Genomic DNA, 18,834 nt, shown 5'->3' with positions numbered 1-18,834 from the left:
CACCTGTTTAATTCAAATTTGGTTCATGCAATGACACTACTCAGTACTAAGTTATATTAAAGAAAATTCAGATCAATGTCAACTCGCGCATGTCTACCCGCCAAACAAAATATCCAGAATCGTCCCTACCTGCCCCTGTTTTTTCCCTTTCAAGACATCCGGATCAAATACTTCAACATACCCGCAGGAAGCACAAGCCACGAACAAGTAGTGATTATGCTGTATATCAAACATCTTGCTCAGGCCTGCTCCTGACATGGAAACTTCCTTAATGTTACAATCCGTGCCCCTGCATTTTGTACACACAAATCGCCGCTCGATCATCTCTTCAATACTCATCTTCGTTCCCCCTTTATGGAATGTGTAGCATGAAGTGAGAGTGCAATTATGTAAAATAGTACGCGATCTGGCATCTAATCTCCTGCATCATGTCCTTATATGATAATCAACACAAAACCCTGCCGATTGCCAGCAGGGCTTTGTAGTCGAACATCAGGTATCTGGGATAACCTGCTCTATATGTTCCCTTTACTTACCAGGAGTCAAATCTTAAACTACGTTTAATACAACATCAATGTTGCCGCGTGTTGCTTTGGAATATGGACAGAAATCATGCGCCTTGCGGGCCAGTTCCTCTGCTTGACTGTGATCTACACCAGGCATGCTAACGTCCAGACGAACAGACAGCTGAAAACCGTCATCCGCAGGGTCTTTACCAATGGATACGTTACTTGTAACGACCACATCCTCCAATTTCACACCTGCTTTGCGTGCTACATTGGCAAGGGCACTTTCATAACATGCTCCATATCCAGCGGCAAAAAGTTGCTCAGGGTTAGTACCTTCACCACCGGAGCCACCAAGCTCTTTTGGCATTTTCAGATCATGCTTAAGCACGCCATCCGAAGAAGTCACCGAACCTGTACGTCCACCTTTAACTGTCGCTACTGCTGTATATAAAGCTTCCATTCAGAATCTCTCCCTTATCCATATAGTTTTTTACTGCCTTCCTTTCAATTTAAACTTCTGGCTCATTTTGAAACGCAATTTTGTATCTTTATCAGCTTTTACAACTTTATTATTTTCATGCATTTCAATGCCATGGCTGTATTTTCCCTAAGGTTGGGTAATATACGAAGGGGCATATTCAAGCTACAACCGAAATTTTGTGCTGATACATAAAAGTTGCACTAGACAAAAATAATTGAAGGAGTACAATGTAACAATAAACATAAAAATTTAGATATATCGTGAGTGGTTTGTACCGCATCAATATCTCCAAATCAATAATTCAAAGTCAGGTGATTATCGTATGAGTAAAAAAAATCCGTTCAACGCTCCTTCAAGAGAATCATTGTCTACTGCGGGCATGACCCCTTCCCTTGGAGAAGCACATAGTTCCATGAAAGTTCCGCAGAATGCTGCATGGTGGAAGAAATTCCTCGCCTTTGTAGGCCCAGGATACCTTGTTGCCGTAGGTTACATGGACCCGGGGAACTGGGCAACAGATATCGCAGGCGGCTCGCAGTTCGGGTATACCTTGTTATCCGTTATCCTGTTATCGAACCTGATGGCCGTTGTCCTTCAGTCGCTGGCTGGCAAGCTCGGTATCGTCACTGGACGGGATCTGGCTCAAGCCTGTCGTGAACGATTCAGCATGCCTGTTGTTATGATGTTATGGATTCTGTGTGAGCTTGCCATTGCAGCTACTGATCTGGCTGAAGTCATTGGTTCTGCCATCGCATTAAAACTGTTATTTAACATCCCCATGTTATACGGCGTTATCATCACCGCAGTTGATGTACTCCTGATTCTTGTTCTGCAAAACAAAGGCTTCCGCGCTTTGGAAACTCTCGTCATTGTGCTGATGGCAACCATCGCCCTCTGCTTCGGGATTGATCTGTTTCTGGCAAAACCGGATATGGGCGGTGTTCTCCATGGTTTTGTACCAAATGTTGAGATTCTGCAAAACCCGGCCATGCTCTATATTGCCATTGGTATTATCGGAGCAACCGTGATGCCGCATAATCTGTACCTGCATTCTTCCATTGTGCAAACCCGTCAGATCGAACAGACACCACAGGGTAAAAAAGAAGCCATTCGGTACTCGACCATGGATTCTACAATCGCGTTGACACTGGCCCTGTTCATCAATGCGGCCATCCTGATTGTATCTGCTGCTGTATTCCACAGTGCTGGTATGACGCAGGTTGCTGAGATCGCTGATGCCTATCATCTGCTGACACCTCTATTGGGTACTACGGTTGCAAGTATTCTGTTCGGTGTGGCGCTGTTAGCATCAGGTCAGAACTCTACCCTTACAGGTACACTCGCTGGGCAGATCGTTATGGAAGGTTTCCTGAATATTCGAATTCCAGCATGGCTGCGCAGACTGGTCACACGTCTGATCGCCATCATCCCGGCGGTAATTGTGACAGCCATTGCAGGAGAACATGGCACAGAAGAACTGCTCATTTTGAGCCAGGTCGTGCTGTCGCTTCAATTGCCCTTTGCTGTAATTCCCCTGGTGATGTTCACAAGTGATAAAAAAAGCATGGGTGCATTCGCCAACAAATTGTGGCTCAAAATCATCTCATGGGTCATTGCCGCGATTATCGTTGTGCTGAATGTATATCTGATCATTCAGACGATCCGGTTGTTCTAATCTCATTTTAATTGGCTAAATACTAAAAAGGCTGATCAACTCCGGTATGCTATACCCAAGTTGATCAGCCTTTATTGTTGCAATCCAATAAACAACCATCTGAATCTAATCCTGATTTGGCATCAGTAACGGCAGGAGTTGATCCAATGAATCAACAGTCCAATCCGCACGTTTGTCATCCGATAGCTCTGGCTGGAATCTTCCGTAACCCTGCATAATTCGAATCGTACGCATGCCCAGCTTCCGAGCAGGTATAATGTCGTTATCGATCCGATCGCCGATCATGACGGCTTCCTCCGGTTCACAACCGGCCTGCTTCAAGGCCACAGCGTATAACTCAGGGTCTGGCTTGGACACTCCTTCTTCAGCCGAACATGCCAGAACATCAACATACTTCCGCAAGCCATAGCTTTCCAGTCTCTCTTCCGTTCCAGGACTCTGATTGGCTATAATGCCAATACGATAATACCGTGACAATTGCTGAAGAACGGAATCCGCTGAAGGAAAAGGACGTTCAAGATCTTTTTGAAACTTCAGCTTGTCCTGAATCTGTTTCTGGTGTCCCTCGTCTTCAACGAATGTGCGAATTGCCACTCTCATAGGCCATTCCTCATATTTTCGGTAACAGCTCGCGAACAGTTCGCGTACCGCCTCAATTGTCACCGGATACCCCAAAGCACAAGCTTCACGGACAAACTGTCCGATAATATCATCAACCGGCTCCCATTCATCCACCAGTGTATCTCCAACATCAAAAAACAACCATTTCAATCCACCTACATCCGGCATGCCAATTCCTCCTTGTAAGCATAAAAAAGAAGACTCACCATCATGCATGAGTCTCCTCAAACTTCCGTTTATCGATACATTCAATTATAACAGGCACCTTACACCTGAGCAATCAGAAGCTATGGCATTAACCATTGAGGAGAAAGCCAACTTCCCCATTGAGCGAATATACAATCCGGTCTGCGCCCATGCCCCGATAGATGCCCTTAGGATGACTCTGCTCCGTAATGACGCACAGGGATTTCGATGTCCATGAACGGCAGATCTGTAAATAACGACAGGTCAGATTCAGGCTGTTCTCGAAAATAAACACGTTGCCTACGCTGCCCTGCGGCAAAAACCATTTTTGAGCTGCAGCCGTATTCATGCGAATAACATGTTCTACTCCGATTCTACGGAGTCTGCGCTCTTCCCCTGCACTGTTGGTTAGAACGGCAAACGGCATTTTTTTGTACATCAGCAATTTGATAAATTTGCGTCCTGCTTCATTTGGAGCAGTCACTAAGATCATCTCAGTATCCATCATTCGTTCCTCCCTTGGCGTGAAAAGACAACAAAAAAGAAGCGTGGGGGACCAAGGCCTCCCGAACGCTTCTTAAATAACCCATGGCGAAAACACCATGAACCAGCGTACGGCTTGTTGCCTCTCCCTTTAACGCTTACGAGGTTAGCTGACGGATTCGGGCGCGAGAGTCGCCCTATTTCCGGCTGTCACCGGAAAATTCACCCCATGAATGCCCACTGTCCTGGACAGCGCATTCCGTTGGTTCCCCCGTTTCCCATTCATTAATGAATGGAAACTCAGCGATTAAAACATCGTTCGTATATCTTAAGGTAAGATCGAGCGATATTATCGTTTGTTTCGTTTTTCAAGTACAATTTAGTTTAAATTGAAATTACGTTATGAATCATACACCCCCGCCATGACGGTGTAAAGTCCTTACAGATCACCGAATCGGCAGATTTTTGCCAATACTCGTTCATAATAACGCTTACAATAAGGTTATACTCTATCCATCTCTTCAAGGCTATCTAATTCTCACTCTGGCGTAAATCACTTCGCAATTCATTCACGTATTCTGCACAACTTGCCTGTTTTGATTCTTTTAACACCATATTAGTTTTGCAATATTTAATTGTAACCAATATAATAGAAGATATAAGAGTAAATAAATGGAGGCGATTTAGATGACAGTCTACGATTACAAAGTGAATACCCTTCGCGGTCAAGAAGTTGAAATGTCCGACTACCGTGACAAAGTGCTCCTGATTGTGAATACGGCAAGCTCATGCGGCCTTACCCCTCAATTCAAAGGTCTGCAAGAATTGCAAGACAAGTTTCAAGATGCTCCATTTGAAGTGCTTGGTTTCCCAAGCAACCAGTTTGCACAGGAAAAAGGATCTTCCGACGATATTGCCGAGTTCTGTCAGATGAATTATGGCGTGAGTTTCCCCATGTTTGAGAAAATTGATGTGAACGGCTCAAGCGCTCACCCTCTTTTCCAACACCTTAGCACAGAAGCTCCTGGCCTGCTCGGCTCCAAAGCAATCAAATGGAATTTCACCAAATTCCTCGTGGATCAGAACGGACAGGTCATTAAACGTTATGCTCCCAAAACAACACCGGACAAGATTGAAGAAGATATCAAGAATTTGCTGCAAAAATAATACACAGGCCACCCGTAGCCGGAAGGTAGAGCAACATTCCTCCGGTAATGGATGGCCTTTTTTCAACCCAGATGTCATACTGTTCGAAAAAGACAAAAAAAAGAAGCTTCCCATTAATAGAAAGCTTCTTTTTAATCGTTCATATGATGCGGTCGAGAGGACTCGAACCTCCACGGGCATACGCCCACTACCCCCTCAAGATAGCGTGTCTGCCATTCCACCACGACCGCATGTCGTAAATAATCGGCAACAGAATTGATTATACCGGGTTCAGAACTAAAAGTAAAGTATTTTTTAATACTTCTTTTTCAGCTAGGCATTTTCATCAAAAATCGCATAATCTCGTCATCTTTACCCATGAACTGCATATGATTAGATTTGATCCCCTCTCTTTAGGTAAGAGCCGATCTTGTTGGTTCATTTATATATAGTCCTTCCTTATATATAGTCCTCCCTGCACTTCGCAAAATAAATAACACAATAAGTTATATAAAATAACACAAATATTAAATCCCAGATTTAATCCATTAAATTTCACGGATACTATTGACAAAAAGCGGACATTCATGGGATGATAACTATCATATAATTCGGATTTCTAAACACAAAGCAAACAAAAAGGAACATAAATGTTACTTTAAGTGACGTTTAACGAACACAGGAGGCGAATGATTGTGAACCGTGGGAATAAGCTGCTCGATTATGTCAAACTGCTTGATTCCTCTATTCAGGTTGGAGGGTTCACCCATTCCTTCGGCATGGATATCCATATCAGGGAGGGTACCATTCGTAATGCTGAAGATCTCGAATCATTCATGCGTTGTCAGTTGCATCCGAGCATCGTTCGTCTTGAAGGTATGGCCATCAAAGGCATCTATACCGCAGCAGATCACAAGGATACATGGCGGATAGCTCTAATCGACAAGCTCGTCCATGTTCAGCGAACCCCTGGAGATCTCAGAGAACAAGCTGCCGCCATGGGTAAACGATTGATCAGACTCGCACGCGCTCTGCACCCCTGGATTGAATTCAGCCAGCTCGAACAGATCTTTGCCAAATACGATTCGGTTGGCTGCCTCTCCACTGTTCATGCCTGGATTAACCACCACCTCGACATCCCGGTCGAAGAGGCGGTCCTTGGTTACCTGCATTCAGCCATGAATGCCTGCATAACCGAAGCCTCCAAAGTCATTCCCCTGAACAACGATACAACCAAGGATCTGATGGTCCGCCTGGCCACAGATCTGGAGAATGAATGGAAGACCGTCAGCGCCTCGGCTGCGGATGGACTGGCACAGCCAACCTCGATGTCCATGAAATCGTTTTTCCCCAGTTTCCATATGCTCGGAGCTGGACTTCATGCCTACAGGGCCTAATCCTCTTCCTCCTCATGCCTGCTCCCCTTCATTCAAAAAAACTAAAAAACACGCGGCAACCTCCTTGCCGACGTGTTTTTTGTCATTTTATTTGTTTTATTTACGTATTTACGCCATTTATAATCACAAAATACACTTTTTTCCGTCTTTTTTAATTGTTAGATGACGAATTTACGTATATAATAAAACATACAGCTCGCATTTCTATATATTCTACATGAAGAAAGGGCGGCTGAATACTACATTCTAACCAGGGGTGAACCCTTTTGAACAAGAAAAAACCAGTTACTCCGTTCGGATGGGCCATCAAACGACGGCTAACCGAACTTCAAGTGGACCAGAAGACCTTTTGTGAACAGCATGGCATCCCACCCTATCGTTTATCCAATCTCATTCACGGCACACGCAAAGCAACCCGATTCAGGCACCTGGTCGCTGATATTTTGGATATTCCAGATGAACTGAGATAAGATTTCTGCCAAAGGAGGGTCTCATCCATGAGACATGTTACATCCGATCTGGAGAGGCTGTCGTTCCAGTCCATACGTCACCAGCTCATCATCGTTGATGACAATTGGATTATCCAAAGTTGTAACCGTGCCTGGCAACAGGGACTTGGTCAATGCTCACCAAACCCGGATATACACAGTAGTCATAGACATTACCTGCATCTGACGGAAGCCTGGGCAAAACGAAGCAAGAACGCTAACATGGCACTTGTCGCACAGAATTTGAAAGAACGCGGAATACCCTTTAATCGAAATCATACATATGACATCTGCGTGTATACTGTATACAACGAAAAGAGGTGGTTTCGTGTAGAACTCACCCCTCTATCTTATGCAAATTCAATTCTGGATACCGATCTCGCTTTAATTGCACACATGGATATTACCGAACAAAGAAAGACAGAACACCAATTGAAGAAGGCATTGTCTGAAGTGCGCACATTGCGCGGACTGCTGCCTATTTGCGCCGTCTGCAAACAAATCAAGGACGAAGAGGAACACTGGAACTCCGTTGAGAGTTATCTAGAGAAGCATACCCACGCCGAATTCACCCATGACATCTGTCCGGAATGCATCCGGCGGTTATATCCGAAATACTCGAATATCCTGGACAAGCGTTCCTGAAACCTTTCTCCACTCGCCGACTAACTACAACTATACGGAGAGATGATGTTCAAACTGCGACATATCCAGCTCTTGCGGTGTCCCATGCAGGGTTATGGTTCCTTTGTCCATGATATAAATGTAATCTGCGGCACTTCGCACAAAATCAATACTCTGCTCTACCAACAAAACCGAGAGGTTCCCCTTTGCCTTGAGCTGCAAAATTACCTGCCGAATGTCCTCCACGATAGAAGGCTGGATGCCTTCTGTCGGCTCATCCAGTAGCAACAACCCTGGACGCGAAGCCAATGCCCGGGCGAATGCCAACTGCTGCTGCTGTCCACCACTCAGATCCCCGCCCTGCCGTCCATACATCGTAGCAAGCACTGGGAACATCGCCAGTACATCCTCCGGGAACGTTTTTACTCCCGGTGCACTTGTCTCCAGACCGAGCAATAAGTTTTCTTTCACCGTAAGCTGCGGGAAAATCTCCCGCCCCTGCGGTACATAACCAATCCCTGCCCTTGCCCGCTTGGCTGTGTCCAAGGTGGATAACTCCTGATTTTGCCACTGAATACTGCCCTTGCGTGTTTTGAGCAGCCCCATTAATGTTTTCATCAACGTTGTTTTCCCTACACCGTTACGGCCCATCAGACACACCACCTGTCCAGGCTGTACATCCAGGTTCACACCACGAAGCACATTACTTTCCCCGTAGCCGGATTCAATTCGTTGCAGCGACAGCATGTTCATCCCTCCTTTTGCCCAAATACACTTCTGCCACTTTCGGGTCTGCCTGTACCTCCGCCATCGTACCTTCCTTCAGCAGTTTCCCTTCATGCATCACCGTTACCTTGGCTGCGAACTCTCGCACAAACTCCATATCATGCTCCACCACCACAACCGAGCGCTCACGCGCAATCTCTTGCAGAAGTCGCCCGGTCTTGTGTGTTTCTTCATCCGTCATGCCTGCGGCTGGTTCGTCCAGCAACAACACCCGTGGCTCCTGCAGAAGCAACATGCCAATCTCCAGCCACTGCTTCTCCCCATGCGACAACGCTCCTGCACGAGCATCAACGCGGTCTTGCAGACCAATCTGGAGGGTAACATGCTCCATGGCAGCACTCATTTTCCCATATCGACGAATACCGATGGCTTGCAAAGGGGAACGGCGAGTCTCCGCCGCCAGCGTCAGATTCTCCTGCACCGTCAGACCTGCAAAGATCGATGGCGCCTGGAATTTTCGTCCCACACCTTTGCGAACAATCTGGTGCTCCTTCAGTCGTGTTAATTCTGTGCCATCCGCCATCTTCACCGAGCCGGACACGGGTTTTGTTTTGCCACATATCACATCCAGCATCGTTGTTTTCCCTGCACCATTGGGTCCGATCAGAAAATGCAGGTCATGTTCATGCAGCTTCAGATTCATGCCTTTGACAGCAACGAACCCACCAAAAGCCACCGTAATATCCTCGGCTAACAACACCGCTGATTCCTCAGTAGACTTTAGGTTTTTCCCGAGTGACTTGGACATGCGCACTCTCTCCTCTCCGCTTCAGCAAGCGAACGACATGACGATATACACCTACAATACCGTTTGGCATGAACAAAACTACCGTTACAAAGAGCCCACCAATGACAAACAGCCACCCTTCGGGATAAGCCTCACTTATGCCTGTTTTGGCTGCATTCAGCACCACTGCTCCGATGACCGCTCCAATAAGCGTACCGCGACCACCCAATGCAACCCACAGGACCATCTCAATGGAGGGTACAATCCCCATCATCGATGGCGAGATAATACCCACCTGAAGAACAAACAACATGCCCGCGATGCCTGCAAGCGCACCGGAAAAAGCAAAAGCCAGCGTTTTATATCCTGCCGGATCATATCCGAGGAATCGCACCCGATTCTCTCCATCACGCGCAGCTTCGAGCACTTGGCCGAACCGACTGTTCACCATTCGACGACAGAGCACATACGCGATCACCAGAACAGCAAGCGTTATATAGTAGAGAGCAATCGTCGTTCCAGCGGAATGAAGTGTAAAACCAAAGATCGAATTATATCCGGTGATGCCATTTGTCCCACCCGTCCATTCCTGTTTACCAACAAAGAGTGTTACCATAATAAGAACCAAAGCTTGAGTCAGGATGGTAAAATAAACACCGGTGATCCGGTTGCGGAACGTAAACCACCCCAGAGCAAAGGCAAGCAATGCTGGAAGGGCTATCCCCAATAACAGCGCCACCGGGAAAGAGCGAAATGGTTCCCAGAACCACGGTAGACCACTGAGACCACTCCATCCCATGAAGTCAGGGAGCGTTGCTCCACTAGCCTGAAGCTTCAGATACATCGCCATCGCGTATCCACCCAGACCAAAGAACACCCCATGCCCAAGACTCAGCACCCCCCCATAACCCCAGATCAGATCGAGACCAATGGCCAGGATTGCCAACGCCAAAAACTTGGCTAACAGACTCAGACGAAACTCCGTGGAGATTAGTGGAGCAAGACACATCATGATCAGTACAACCGCCCAGATAATCCTCATTTTGAGACTGCCAGTCTTGAGTAAAGCGGACATGAACTAACCCCCTTTTTCACGTTAATCGAGACTCCGTGTACGCATCGCGACCAATCCGCGTGGTTTCCATTGCAGGAAAGCAACGATACATACAAACACAAGCACCTTGCCAATGGAGGCCGAGGTATAGGTTTCGAACAGCGTGTTGAACATACCAATCCCCAATGCTCCGCACACGGTTCCAACCAATTTCCCTACCCCACCCAGAACAACGACCATGAACGCATCCACAATATAATACGTACCAAGCGAAGGACCAATCGGACCAATGAGCGTTAATGCACAGCCAGCAATTCCGGCAATGCCCGAACCAATCGCAAAGGTCATGCCATCCACCCGCCGGGTAGAAATCCCAAGACACCCCGCCATGCTCCGATTCTGCATCACAGCCCTCATTCGTCTTCCGGAAGATGTTCGATAGATATAGAGATACATACACAGCAGCACAACCGCAACCAGTGCGATAATGAAAATTCGTTTATACGGAAATACAATACCATCCGAGATCGCCAATCCCCCATTGAGCCAAGCCGGACTGGATACTCCCACATTGGGTGCTCCGAATATGGTACGGGCCAGTTGTTGCAGCATCATGCCTACACCCCATGTCGCAAGCAGACTATCAAGCGGCCTGCCATACAGATGCCTGATCAGAACCACTTCAAGCAACCAGCCAATTAGAGCCGCTACAATGAACGCAATCGGCAGAGCCACAACAAAATAGGCACCAAACCACGTTGCTGGAGCATAGGACATGAACAGATTTTGTGTTACATATGTTGCATATGCACCGATCATGATCAGTTCACCGTGAGCCATATTGATGACATTCATCAGCCCAAACGTTACTGCAAGCCCCAATGCAATCAACAACAGAATTGAACTGATACTCAGACCATTGAACATCTGCAGGATAAACATATCCATCGCTATCCCCTCCTCCATACCGTGACTCTCGATATTTCACATGAATTCAATTAGCGGCAGTAACATTTTTCACATCACAGTAACGCTTTACCGCGATATGGTAAGAGGATGTGTTGTCACACCCTCGTTTATGTTTCGGCTGCTTTGAAGCGAGTTGCCTGTTTTATTGCGAGGTTTCTATGTTATTTAGCGCTGAGGGTTGCTCCCCATTCATACGTTTTCAGATAAGGGTCCGGCTTGACAGGCTCACCAGAATTCCACAATTCCTTGAACTGCCCATCCTCCTGCACCTCACCGATCCGTACGGTTTTGTAGATATGCTGATTCTCTCCATCCACGGTTACCTTACCTTCCGGGGCATCAAACTCCAGACCCTTGGCAGCTGCCTTCACCTTCTCCACGTCGGTTGATCCTGCTTTTTCCACCGCCGCCTTCCAGAGATAAACCGCCACATATCCCGCTTCAATCGGATCAGCTGTCACTCGATCAGCACCGTATTTTTCTTTATACTTGGCAACAAATGTTGCATTCTCAGGTGTATCCGTTGTCTGATAATAATTCCACGAAGCCAGATGCCCCTTCAATACGTCTGCGCCAATACCACGGATTTCTTCCTCCGCCACACTTACCGAGAGGGTCGTCATCTGATCCGAGGAGATTCCGGCATCCTTCAATTGTTTGAAAAAGGCCACATTGCTATCTCCGTTCAGCGTATTGTATACAATATCCGGCTTCGCAGCCTTGATTTTGCTAATGATGGTACTGTAATCGGTATGGCCCAGCGGTGTGTATTCTTCACCCACTACTTCGCCGCCTTCTGCTGCGAGTTGTGCCTTAATGACCTGATTGGCCGTTTTTGGGAATACATAATCTGAACCGAGCAGATAAAACGTCTTGCCCCTGTTCTCCAGTAACCAGGTTACGGATGGAACGATCTGTTGATTGGTTGTTGCTCCTGTATAAAAAATATTTGGCGACGATTCCAATCCCTCATATTGCACCGGGTAAAACAATAAACCTTTATTCTGTTCAAACACCGGGAGCATAGCCTTCCGACTTGCAGAGGTCCATCCACCAAATACAGCAGCGACCTTATCCTGTTGCAGTAACTTTCCAGCCTTCTCCGCAAAAGTGGGCCAATCCGAAGCGCCATCCTCAATTACAGGCTCGATCTGTTTACCCAAAACTCCGCCAGCGGCGTTAATCTCTTCAATGGCAAGCATCTCCGCATCTTTAACAGATACTTCACTGATCGCCATCGTTCCGCTGAGAGAGTGAAGAATGCCAACTTTAATCGGTTCACCGGATGCAGATGGTTCTCCTGTACCACCTGAACCTGAAGCCTCAGGCGGCGCAGTGCCCTCCACACATCCTGTCATCACAATGACCGCACCCAGCAAAATACTCCATAACTTGACCGACCTCTTCTTCAATAGCCTACACTCCCTTTTTTTAGTCTATTGACGAACATTAAGGTCATTTGCGTCCGAAATGTTCGTTGATCCAAATTATGGAGGGTTACTCTCTTCATGTCAATATAGCTTACATAATTTTATTTCATGCCTACTCGTTTCATGCATACTGCTAATATGCCTTGAAGCTTATTGACAAAGGATTCACCCTGTGTGAGTATATTTAACATACAATATGATCCATGAACATATCAGACATTATAAGCGAAAGGTCGGATTGCCTTGCACTGGACTGAGCAGGAAAAGGAAAAACTCCTGATTACCGTGGCCGCTAACCTCGCCCGTGAACGAAGAGCACGCGGACTTAAGTTGAATGTTCCCGAAGCCATCGCCTTGTTGACCTCCGAACTGATGGAACGAGCACGGGATGGAATGAGTGTTGCCGAATTAATGAGATACGGAGGCACCATCCTGACACGCGAAGACTGTATGGATGGTGTTCCCGATATGATTCCTGAAGTACAGGTAGAAGCCACATTTCCTGACGGTACAAAACTGGTTACTGTACATGAACCTATACGCTGAGAAAGGCAGGAGAAACCATGATTCCTGGTGAATACCGTTTGAAGCCAGATGACGACATCATCTGTCATCCGGATCGTTTAACCCTACGACTCCTTGTCCTTAATCGCGGCGACCGCCCCGTCCAAGTCGGCTCTCACGTTCACTTCTATGAAGTTAATGCAGCACTGGACTTTGATCGCACGTCAGCTTTTGGACATCGTCTGCACATTCCGGCAGGCACCGCAGTTCGCTTCGAACCTGGTGAAGAGAAACCTGTTGAACTCACGACCTTTGGCGGCAAACGCCAGATTCACGGGTTCAACGGATTAACCGAAGGCTCTGCGGATCAAGCCCCCGATCCAGTGAAACTGGAGGCATTCCTGAAGACGTTCTCCCCTCCCATACAAGATGGAGGTGAACCCTCATGAAACGAATGAGCCGTGAACAATACGCGTCCATGTTTGGACCAACAACCGGCGATGCCGTAAGACTTGCGGATACCGAACTATGGGCAGAGATTGAACATGATTATGCCGTATATGGAGATGAGAGCAAGTTTGGGGGCGGCAAGGTTATCCGCGATGGGATGGGCCAGTCTACCACTGCTCTGCGAAGCGACGGCACCCCTGATACTGTCATCACTAACGCTATCATTATCGATCATTGGGGCATTGTAAAAGCGGATATCGGCATTCGAGATGGTCACATCTGCGCCATTGGCAAATCCGGTAACCCGGATACAATGGATGGTGTTCATCCCGCACTGGTCATCGGTGCTTCCACCGAAATCATCGCCGGTGAAGGCATGATTGTAACAGCTGGCGGCATTGATACCCATATTCATTTCATCTGCCCACAGCAGATTCAGACTGCGTTATCCTCCGGGGTCACGACCATGATCGGCGGGGGAACAGGACCAGCAACAGGAACCAAAGCCACCACCTGCACACCAGGAGCCTGGCACATCCACCGGATGCTGGAGTCCGCAGAAGCTTTTCCCATGAACATCGGTTACCTTGGCAAAGGCAACAGTTCCAGTACCGCACCTTTAATTGAACAGATTGAAGCTGGGGTAATCGGCCTGAAGCTACATGAAGATTGGGGCACTACCCCGAGCGCTATCGACGCTTGTCTGACTGCCGCCGGGGAACATGATGTTCAAGTGGCTATCCATACCGATACATTGAACGAAACCGGATTTCTCGAAAACACCCTGGCTGCAATCAACGGCCGGACGATCCACACGTACCATACGGAAGGCGCTGGTGGCGGACACGCACCGGATATTATCCGGGCCGCTGGGGAGTCCTACGTTATCCCCTCATCAACCAACCCAACACGACCGTACACACGCAACACTGTAGAAGAGCATCTCGATATGTTGATGGTGTGTCATCACCTGGACCCTTCCATCCCGGAAGATGTCGCTTTTGCGGATTCGCGGATTCGTCCCGAAACAATCGCAGCCGAAGACATTTTGCATGATCTTGGCGTGTTCAGCATCATCAGTTCCGATTCTCAAGCCATGGGCCGAGTGGGCGAAGTCATTATCCGCACCTGGCAGACAGCCGACAAAATGAAAAAACAGCGCGGCAAACTTGAGCTCAACCCGAATTCTCCCTCCGATAACGATCGGATCAAGCGATATGTCGCCAAGTACACTATCAATCCAGCTATCGCTCACGGAATCGGTCATCTCGTCGGTTCGGTGGAAGTTGGCAAGCTGGCAGATCTAATCATATGGAAACCGGCTTACTTCGGTGTTAAACCCGAGATTGTCATTAAGGGTGGCATGATCACATTTGCCCAGATGGGTGATCCCAATGCGTCCATCCCGACACCTCAGCCGGTATTTGGCAGACCGATGTTCGGAGCCTATGGTAGCGCCATTGCCAGCGGATCGATCACCTTTGTCTCCCAAGCCGCAGCAGAAGCAGGGATCAAAGAGTCATTGGGCCTGAAAAAGCGGGTTGAACCCGTTAAAGGCTGTCGCTCAGTCAGCAAAAAAGACATGATTCATAACGACGTCACCCCTGTCATTGAAGTCGATGCCGAAACCTACGAGGTACGCGCCGACGGCGAGCTACTCACCTGTGAACCCGCAGACGAGTTGCCTATGGCACAGCGGTACTTTATGTTTTGATAGGAATACGGATTAGCTGATAAGGGGGCACTCATGATGAATAGTGGCACGAAGCTACTCCGTTATGTTCAGCTGCTGGATTCAGCCCTGCCCATCGGTGGTTTCTCCCATTCCTTCGGTCTGGAAGCTTACACGCATGATGGCACCGTGCAAAATACCGCGCAGCTTGAACAGTTTATTCGCAGCCAGCTTCATTCCAGTCTTGTACGACTAGATGGTCTTGCCATCAAAGGCGTCTATCAGGCGATAAAACAACAAGATGCCGCTCTACTTGCCCTGTATGACAAACGTGTCCACGCCCAGCGCTCCCCTCGGGAACTCAGGGAAAGCGGCCACAAAATGGGAAAGCGACTGCTCAAGCTGGCCCGCTCACTCTATCCATGGATGGACTTTTCCCTGATCGATGAGGCTATACGGGAATACGGCGCGTATTGTGGCATCACGACCATTCACGGTTATATCAACTATCAATTGGAGATTGAATTGGATGAAGCCGTTACCGGGCATCTGTATACCTCAGTGAACGCTTATGTGAACAGCGCACTTCGCCTGCTGCCCATCGGACAAACGGAAGCGCAGATGTTGATTCAGAAACTGCTTGATGATATCGAAGCGGAATGGGCTCTCATGCGGGACAATGACCCGGAAGATATGCACAGCTTCGGAATCGCCCAGGAAATCTACGCCATGCGGCATGAGACCTTACCCGCGCGGCTGTTTATGTCTTAACATCAACTTTTATATAACCAAGGAGGAATTGTTATGTGTGGAGGAGCTAATCATACGCATCATCCGGAGTGGGAACGCAAGGCATTTGATCGGAGTCGTCCGATGCGAATTGGAATTGGCGGACCGGTAGGTTCAGGTAAAACAGCCCTGGTGGAGAAGCTGTCCAAGGCACTGCGTACACGTTATAGCCTTGCTGTCATCACCAATGACATATACACCAAGGAAGATGCCGAAATCTTGCTGCGTCAGAATGCATTGGCACCAGAGCGCATTATCGGCGTAGAGACAGGCGGATGCCCGCACACGGCTATTCGCGAAGATGCCTCCATGAATTTCGAAGCGGTTGACGAGTTAATTGAACGTTTCCCGGATCTGCAACTAATCTTTATCGAGAGCGGCGGCGACAATCTCTCCGCTGCATTCAGCCCGGAACTGGCTGATGTGTTCATCTACATTATCGACGTTGCCCAAGGGGAGAAACTCCCTCGCAAAGGCGGTCCCGGCATCACACGTTCAGATCTGCTGTTAATCAATAAAACCGACCTTGCCCCTTATGTTGGAGCAAGCCTGGAAGTTATGAAAAATGATACCGAGCGGGTACGCGAAGGCCGCCCTTATGTCATGTCTAATCTAATGAGCGGTGAAGGTGTGTCCGAGATTGTCCACTGGCTTGAACATCAATATATGGATGACGATGCTTCCGCTGCACATCTGCATTCACACAGCCATGAACATGGCACTCACTCGCATTAATTCATCTTCTGTCCCCACCGGAACAGAGGTAAATGGGAATGAAAGTGCAGGTGCGCCCGTCACACGCCGCAGCGAGCTTCGGGCCACCTTTGCCTCTCAAGGCGACCGGACTGTCATGACCGATCGTTATTACAGCGCACCGCTCCGGTTTAGCCGATCCTTTCGACCTCCCGGAGGCGGAACCGAATTATGTGTGTACACGTCAGACGTCTCGCCCGGAGTCCTTAACGGGGATCATTATCATTCCGAGTGGGAATTAGGTGAAGGCACCCATGTCATGTTGAGCAGCACATCTGCTACCAGACTCCATCCCACACCTTCCATTCCTTCATCCGTTAATCATCACTTTCGGTTGGGAAAAGGGGCCACGCTGGAATACTTCCCTGAATGCGTCATTCCCTTCAAGGGAAGTTCTTCTTCGCTCACTGTAACCTTTGAGCTGGAAGAACAGGCAATCCTGGCCTATGCAGATATCTGGTCTGCCGGACGGATTCATCGGGGAGAAGCCTTCCAATTCGAGCGTTACCGCAGCTTGACGGAGATATGGCAAGGTGAACAACTGGCTGTCTGGGATCGATTCGGACTCGAACCGGATACCGATGATCCCAAACACTCAGCGTCTCTCCTTCACTACACACATACCGCTGCGTTATGGATGATTGCCCCAGGTCTTGGTACTGCGGAGTTGGAGCAAGTCAGATTTGCGCTGCCACCAGATGGGCGAATGCTCGCAGGTGCAAGTTTGCTGGCAACCGGAGGCATCGGCGTTCGACTCCTTGGCATGGCAGCTTGGGAACTTCAGGAGCAGTGTCTTCAGATCTGGAACACACTCCGCCCACATCTGCTGGGCAAAGAAACTCTTGTCTTTCGTAAATAAGGGCATCAAGCATAGTTAACACCAAAAAACCTCTGAACTGTCTCCGAGTGTGTTCGGATTAGTCCAGAGGTTTTTGTACATTCAGTCTATGGATGCTGCTCATCTCACTTACGCTTCGTTTTCCTCAGAATCGTTCTCTGATTTGTTCTCAGGTTTATAGCGATAGTCGCCAGCATCCTTGCTTTCCTTGGATTTACGGTAACGGGTGAACTCAATATATTCGCTGATAAAAGACTGTTCCACAGTCGATAATTCACTTTGTTGGCAATTCAATTGCCGCAAAACGTCAAAAAAATAATCCTCCCGTTTTTCCCGAACCATCGCTTCCTTCGATGGACGCCCAATCATGAGCCAGTCGAGGCTCACATCAAAAAACGAAGCAATCTCAATTAACTTATTCGTACTCGGAATAGACTTGCCACGTTTCCAATCACCCAGATTGCCTGTGCTAATCTTCAGCTGTTGGCAGAAAGCCTTCTTGGTCATTCCTCGTTCGGCAATCAGGTGTTCAATTCGCTCATAGATCGACTGCATACAAGAACCGCCTTCCAACCGTAATAATCAAAACCATTTCTTGTCCCCAACCAATCCCCTGAAGACAACAATATACATAATTATACCACAGTCCACCTAAATGCTCAGCGTTTTCATCCCTCAGTCCCCACGTACACCATAAAGGACTTCACTTCCGCATGCATACGAAAATTCCACATCCTAGCAGTTGTTTGGTGAAGGGCCAGCCCCATTCACACAGACTCATCCGCTTCCGGTTTAGGATGTTCTGTATATCGAAACTCGTCGGATTTCCTGCTTTCCTTTGCCTTGCGATAGCGGGTAAATTCAATGAACTCACTAATAAAAGACTGCTCCTCAGTCGACAACTCACTTTGTTGGCAATTAAATTGCCGTAACACGTCAAAAAAATAATCCTCTCGTTTTTCCCGTACCATCGATTCCTTCGATGGCCGTCCAATCGCGAGCCAATCCAGGCTCACATCAAAAAACGAAGCGATTTCAATCAGTTTATTTGTACTCGGAATAGACTTGCCGCGTTTCCAGTCACCCAGATTACCTGTGCTAATCTTCAACTGCTGACAGAACGCTTTCTTGGTCATTTCCCGTTCACCAATCAGATGCTCAATTCGCTCATAGATCGACTCCATACAAGACCGCCTCCCAACCGTAATCATGATCATAAATTATTGCTATATCTTGTTGTTCAACCTTTTCC

Annotated in this window: 22 protein-coding genes, 1 tRNA gene and 1 riboswitch; of the genes, 11 read left to right on the top strand and 12 right to left on the bottom strand. The window is 47.9% G+C overall.

What is annotated here, in order from left to right; translation table 11 throughout:
* Positions 1-93 precede the first annotated feature (93 nt).
* Both MHH25_RS07470 and MHH25_RS07465 read right to left on the bottom strand, forming a co-directional pair.
* Entirely contained in the window at positions 94-339 is a 246-nt protein-coding gene (locus MHH25_RS07470) for a zinc ribbon domain-containing protein (RefSeq protein ID WP_036610816.1), read from the bottom strand.
* A gap of 210 nt (positions 340-549) precedes the next feature.
* Positions 550-969 carry an organic hydroperoxide resistance protein gene (locus MHH25_RS07465; RefSeq protein WP_036610819.1) on the bottom strand — a complete coding sequence of 140 codons (420 nt, stop codon included), beginning with the start codon at positions 967-969 and terminating at the stop codon, positions 550-552.
* Between the two features lie 400 nt (positions 970-1,369).
* Between MHH25_RS07465 and MHH25_RS07460 the strand changes: the two genes are divergently transcribed.
* Positions 1,370-2,665, top strand: a complete 1,296-nt coding sequence (locus MHH25_RS07460) for an Nramp family divalent metal transporter (protein WP_036611122.1) — start codon at positions 1,370-1,372, stop codon at positions 2,663-2,665.
* 105 nt (positions 2,666-2,770) lie between these two features.
* On the opposite strand, the gene MHH25_RS07455 is transcribed toward MHH25_RS07460, so the two are convergent.
* Together MHH25_RS07455 and MHH25_RS07450 are read right to left on the bottom strand one after the other, a co-directional pair.
* On the bottom strand, positions 2,771-3,454 hold the full coding sequence (locus MHH25_RS07455) for an HAD family hydrolase (protein ID WP_340019633.1): 684 nt from the start codon (positions 3,452-3,454) through the stop codon (positions 2,771-2,773).
* 127 nt (positions 3,455-3,581) lie between these two features.
* Entirely contained in the window at positions 3,582-3,980 is a 399-nt protein-coding gene (locus tag MHH25_RS07450; RefSeq protein WP_235193755.1) for a hypothetical protein, read from the bottom strand.
* A gap of 115 nt (positions 3,981-4,095) precedes the next feature.
* A riboswitch (cyclic di-AMP (ydaO/yuaA leader) is annotated at positions 4,096-4,271 on the bottom strand.
* Between the two features lie 371 nt (positions 4,272-4,642).
* Here MHH25_RS07450 and MHH25_RS07445 point away from each other — a divergent pair.
* Positions 4,643-5,122, top strand: a complete 480-nt coding sequence (locus tag MHH25_RS07445; protein ID WP_036610823.1) for a glutathione peroxidase — start codon at positions 4,643-4,645, stop codon at positions 5,120-5,122.
* 147 nt (positions 5,123-5,269) lie between these two features.
* On the opposite strand, the gene MHH25_RS07440 is transcribed toward MHH25_RS07445, so the two are convergent.
* Positions 5,270-5,352 (bottom strand) — tRNA-Leu (locus MHH25_RS07440).
* Between the two features lie 444 nt (positions 5,353-5,796).
* Between MHH25_RS07440 and MHH25_RS07435 the strand changes: the two genes are divergently transcribed.
* From MHH25_RS07435 to MHH25_RS07425, 3 genes are all read left to right on the top strand, one after another.
* Entirely contained in the window at positions 5,797-6,498 is a 702-nt protein-coding gene (locus MHH25_RS07435) for an urease accessory UreF family protein (protein WP_162158974.1), read from the top strand.
* A gap of 266 nt (positions 6,499-6,764) precedes the next feature.
* Positions 6,765-6,968: a hypothetical protein gene (locus MHH25_RS07430; protein WP_017690011.1), complete on the top strand. Its 204-nt coding sequence runs from the start codon at positions 6,765-6,767 to the stop codon at positions 6,966-6,968.
* 27 nt (positions 6,969-6,995) lie between these two features.
* Positions 6,996-7,631 carry a hypothetical protein gene (locus tag MHH25_RS07425; protein WP_340019632.1) on the top strand — a complete coding sequence of 212 codons (636 nt, stop codon included), beginning with the start codon at positions 6,996-6,998 and terminating at the stop codon, positions 7,629-7,631.
* A 30-nt stretch (positions 7,632-7,661) separates the two neighbouring features.
* Here MHH25_RS07425 and urtE read toward each other — a convergent pair whose 3' ends face one another.
* The 5 genes from urtE to urtA all read right to left on the bottom strand — a co-directional run bounded on the left by urtE (position 7,662) and on the right by urtA (position 12,558).
* Entirely contained in the window at positions 7,662-8,357 is a 696-nt protein-coding gene (urtE, locus tag MHH25_RS07420) for an urea ABC transporter ATP-binding subunit UrtE (protein ID WP_076209466.1), read from the bottom strand.
* A complete protein-coding gene (urtD, locus tag MHH25_RS07415; RefSeq protein ID WP_222215986.1) occupies positions 8,335-9,144 on the bottom strand; it encodes an urea ABC transporter ATP-binding protein UrtD in 810 nt (269 codons plus the stop codon). Before urtD ends, urtE begins: the two co-directional genes overlap by 23 nt.
* Positions 9,107-10,198 (bottom strand): urea ABC transporter permease subunit UrtC, encoded by a 1,092-nt coding sequence (gene urtC / locus MHH25_RS07410; protein WP_076319163.1) that lies wholly within the window; start codon positions 10,196-10,198, stop codon positions 9,107-9,109. Before urtC ends, urtD begins: the two co-directional genes overlap by 38 nt.
* Before the next feature lie 21 nt (positions 10,199-10,219).
* Positions 10,220-11,125 (bottom strand): urea ABC transporter permease subunit UrtB, encoded by a 906-nt coding sequence (gene urtB / locus MHH25_RS07405; RefSeq protein ID WP_101314096.1) that lies wholly within the window; start codon positions 11,123-11,125, stop codon positions 10,220-10,222.
* A 182-nt stretch (positions 11,126-11,307) separates the two neighbouring features.
* Entirely contained in the window at positions 11,308-12,558 is a 1,251-nt protein-coding gene (gene urtA / locus MHH25_RS07400) for an urea ABC transporter substrate-binding protein (protein WP_340019631.1), read from the bottom strand.
* Between the two features lie 261 nt (positions 12,559-12,819).
* Here urtA and MHH25_RS07395 point away from each other — a divergent pair, with 261 nt between their 5' ends.
* The 6 genes from MHH25_RS07395 to MHH25_RS07370 are packed head-to-tail and all read left to right on the top strand — an operon-like array spanning position 12,820 to position 17,603.
* Entirely contained in the window at positions 12,820-13,122 is a 303-nt protein-coding gene (locus MHH25_RS07395; protein WP_076209470.1) for an urease subunit gamma, read from the top strand.
* A 17-nt stretch (positions 13,123-13,139) separates the two neighbouring features.
* Positions 13,140-13,529, top strand: coding sequence for an urease subunit beta (locus MHH25_RS07390; RefSeq protein WP_036610844.1), 390 nt, complete (start codon positions 13,140-13,142; stop codon positions 13,527-13,529).
* On the top strand, positions 13,526-15,244 hold the full coding sequence (gene ureC, locus MHH25_RS07385) for an urease subunit alpha (protein ID WP_076319110.1): 1,719 nt from the start codon (positions 13,526-13,528) through the stop codon (positions 15,242-15,244). The genes MHH25_RS07390 and ureC overlap by 4 nt, the downstream gene beginning before the upstream one ends.
* Before the next feature lie 33 nt (positions 15,245-15,277).
* Positions 15,278-15,973, top strand: coding sequence for an urease accessory UreF family protein (locus MHH25_RS07380; RefSeq protein WP_083669838.1), 696 nt, complete (start codon positions 15,278-15,280; stop codon positions 15,971-15,973).
* Between the two features lie 33 nt (positions 15,974-16,006).
* Positions 16,007-16,726 carry an urease accessory protein UreG gene (gene ureG / locus MHH25_RS07375; protein ID WP_017690021.1) on the top strand — a complete coding sequence of 240 codons (720 nt, stop codon included), beginning with the start codon at positions 16,007-16,009 and terminating at the stop codon, positions 16,724-16,726.
* Complete coding sequence (locus MHH25_RS07370) at positions 16,632-17,603, top strand: urease accessory protein UreD (RefSeq protein WP_340019630.1); 972 nt, start codon at positions 16,632-16,634, stop codon at positions 17,601-17,603. Before ureG ends, MHH25_RS07370 begins: the two co-directional genes overlap by 95 nt.
* Positions 17,604-17,711: 108 nt before the next feature.
* Here MHH25_RS07370 and MHH25_RS07365 read toward each other — a convergent pair whose 3' ends face one another.
* Complete coding sequence (locus MHH25_RS07365) at positions 17,712-18,137, bottom strand: helix-turn-helix domain-containing protein (protein ID WP_340019629.1); 426 nt, start codon at positions 18,135-18,137, stop codon at positions 17,712-17,714.
* Between the two features lie 212 nt (positions 18,138-18,349).
* Positions 18,350-18,766, bottom strand: coding sequence for a helix-turn-helix domain-containing protein (locus tag MHH25_RS07360; RefSeq protein WP_340019628.1), 417 nt, complete (start codon positions 18,764-18,766; stop codon positions 18,350-18,352).
* Between the last annotated feature and the right edge of the window lie 68 nt (positions 18,767-18,834).

It is taken from the genome of Paenibacillus sp. FSL H3-0457, assembly GCF_037981725.1.
GTDB lineage: Bacteria > Bacillota > Bacilli > Paenibacillales > Paenibacillaceae > Paenibacillus > Paenibacillus amylolyticus.
Note: the sequence above shows the minus strand (reverse complement) of the source record. Positions and strands in the feature narration are given on the sequence as shown.

Coding starts and splice junctions, on each gene's coding strand:
- urtC (WP_076319163.1), bottom strand. CDS start 10,198: ATGTCCGCTTTACTCAAGACTGGCAGTCTCAAAATGAGGATTATCTGG.
- MHH25_RS07380 (WP_083669838.1), top strand. CDS start 15,278: ATGATGAATAGTGGCACGAAGCTACTCCGTTATGTTCAGCTGCTGGAT.
- urtD (WP_222215986.1), bottom strand. CDS start 9,144: ATGTCCAAGTCACTCGGGAAAAACCTAAAGTCTACTGAGGAATCAGCG.
- MHH25_RS07445 (WP_036610823.1), top strand. CDS start 4,643: ATGACAGTCTACGATTACAAAGTGAATACCCTTCGCGGTCAAGAAGTT.
- MHH25_RS07360 (WP_340019628.1), bottom strand. CDS start 18,766: ATGGAGTCGATCTATGAGCGAATTGAGCATCTGATTGGTGAACGGGAA.
- MHH25_RS07460 (WP_036611122.1), top strand. CDS start 1,370: ATGACCCCTTCCCTTGGAGAAGCACATAGTTCCATGAAAGTTCCGCAG.
- MHH25_RS07465 (WP_036610819.1), bottom strand. CDS start 969: ATGGAAGCTTTATATACAGCAGTAGCGACAGTTAAAGGTGGACGTACA.
- urtE (WP_076209466.1), bottom strand. CDS start 8,357: ATGCTGTCGCTGCAACGAATTGAATCCGGCTACGGGGAAAGTAATGTG.
- MHH25_RS07450 (WP_235193755.1), bottom strand. CDS start 3,980: ATGATGGATACTGAGATGATCTTAGTGACTGCTCCAAATGAAGCAGGA.
- MHH25_RS07470 (WP_036610816.1), bottom strand. CDS start 339: ATGAGTATTGAAGAGATGATCGAGCGGCGATTTGTGTGTACAAAATGC.
- ureC (WP_076319110.1), top strand. CDS start 13,526: ATGAAACGAATGAGCCGTGAACAATACGCGTCCATGTTTGGACCAACA.
- MHH25_RS07365 (WP_340019629.1), bottom strand. CDS start 18,137: ATGCAGTCGATCTATGAGCGAATTGAACACCTGATTGCCGAACGAGGA.
- urtB (WP_101314096.1), bottom strand. CDS start 11,125: ATGGATATGTTTATCCTGCAGATGTTCAATGGTCTGAGTATCAGTTCA.
- MHH25_RS07390 (WP_036610844.1), top strand. CDS start 13,140: ATGATTCCTGGTGAATACCGTTTGAAGCCAGATGACGACATCATCTGT.
- MHH25_RS07425 (WP_340019632.1), top strand. CDS start 6,996: ATGAGACATGTTACATCCGATCTGGAGAGGCTGTCGTTCCAGTCCATA.
- MHH25_RS07455 (WP_340019633.1), bottom strand. CDS start 3,454: ATGCCGGATGTAGGTGGATTGAAATGGTTGTTTTTTGATGTTGGAGAT.
- ureG (WP_017690021.1), top strand. CDS start 16,007: ATGTGTGGAGGAGCTAATCATACGCATCATCCGGAGTGGGAACGCAAG.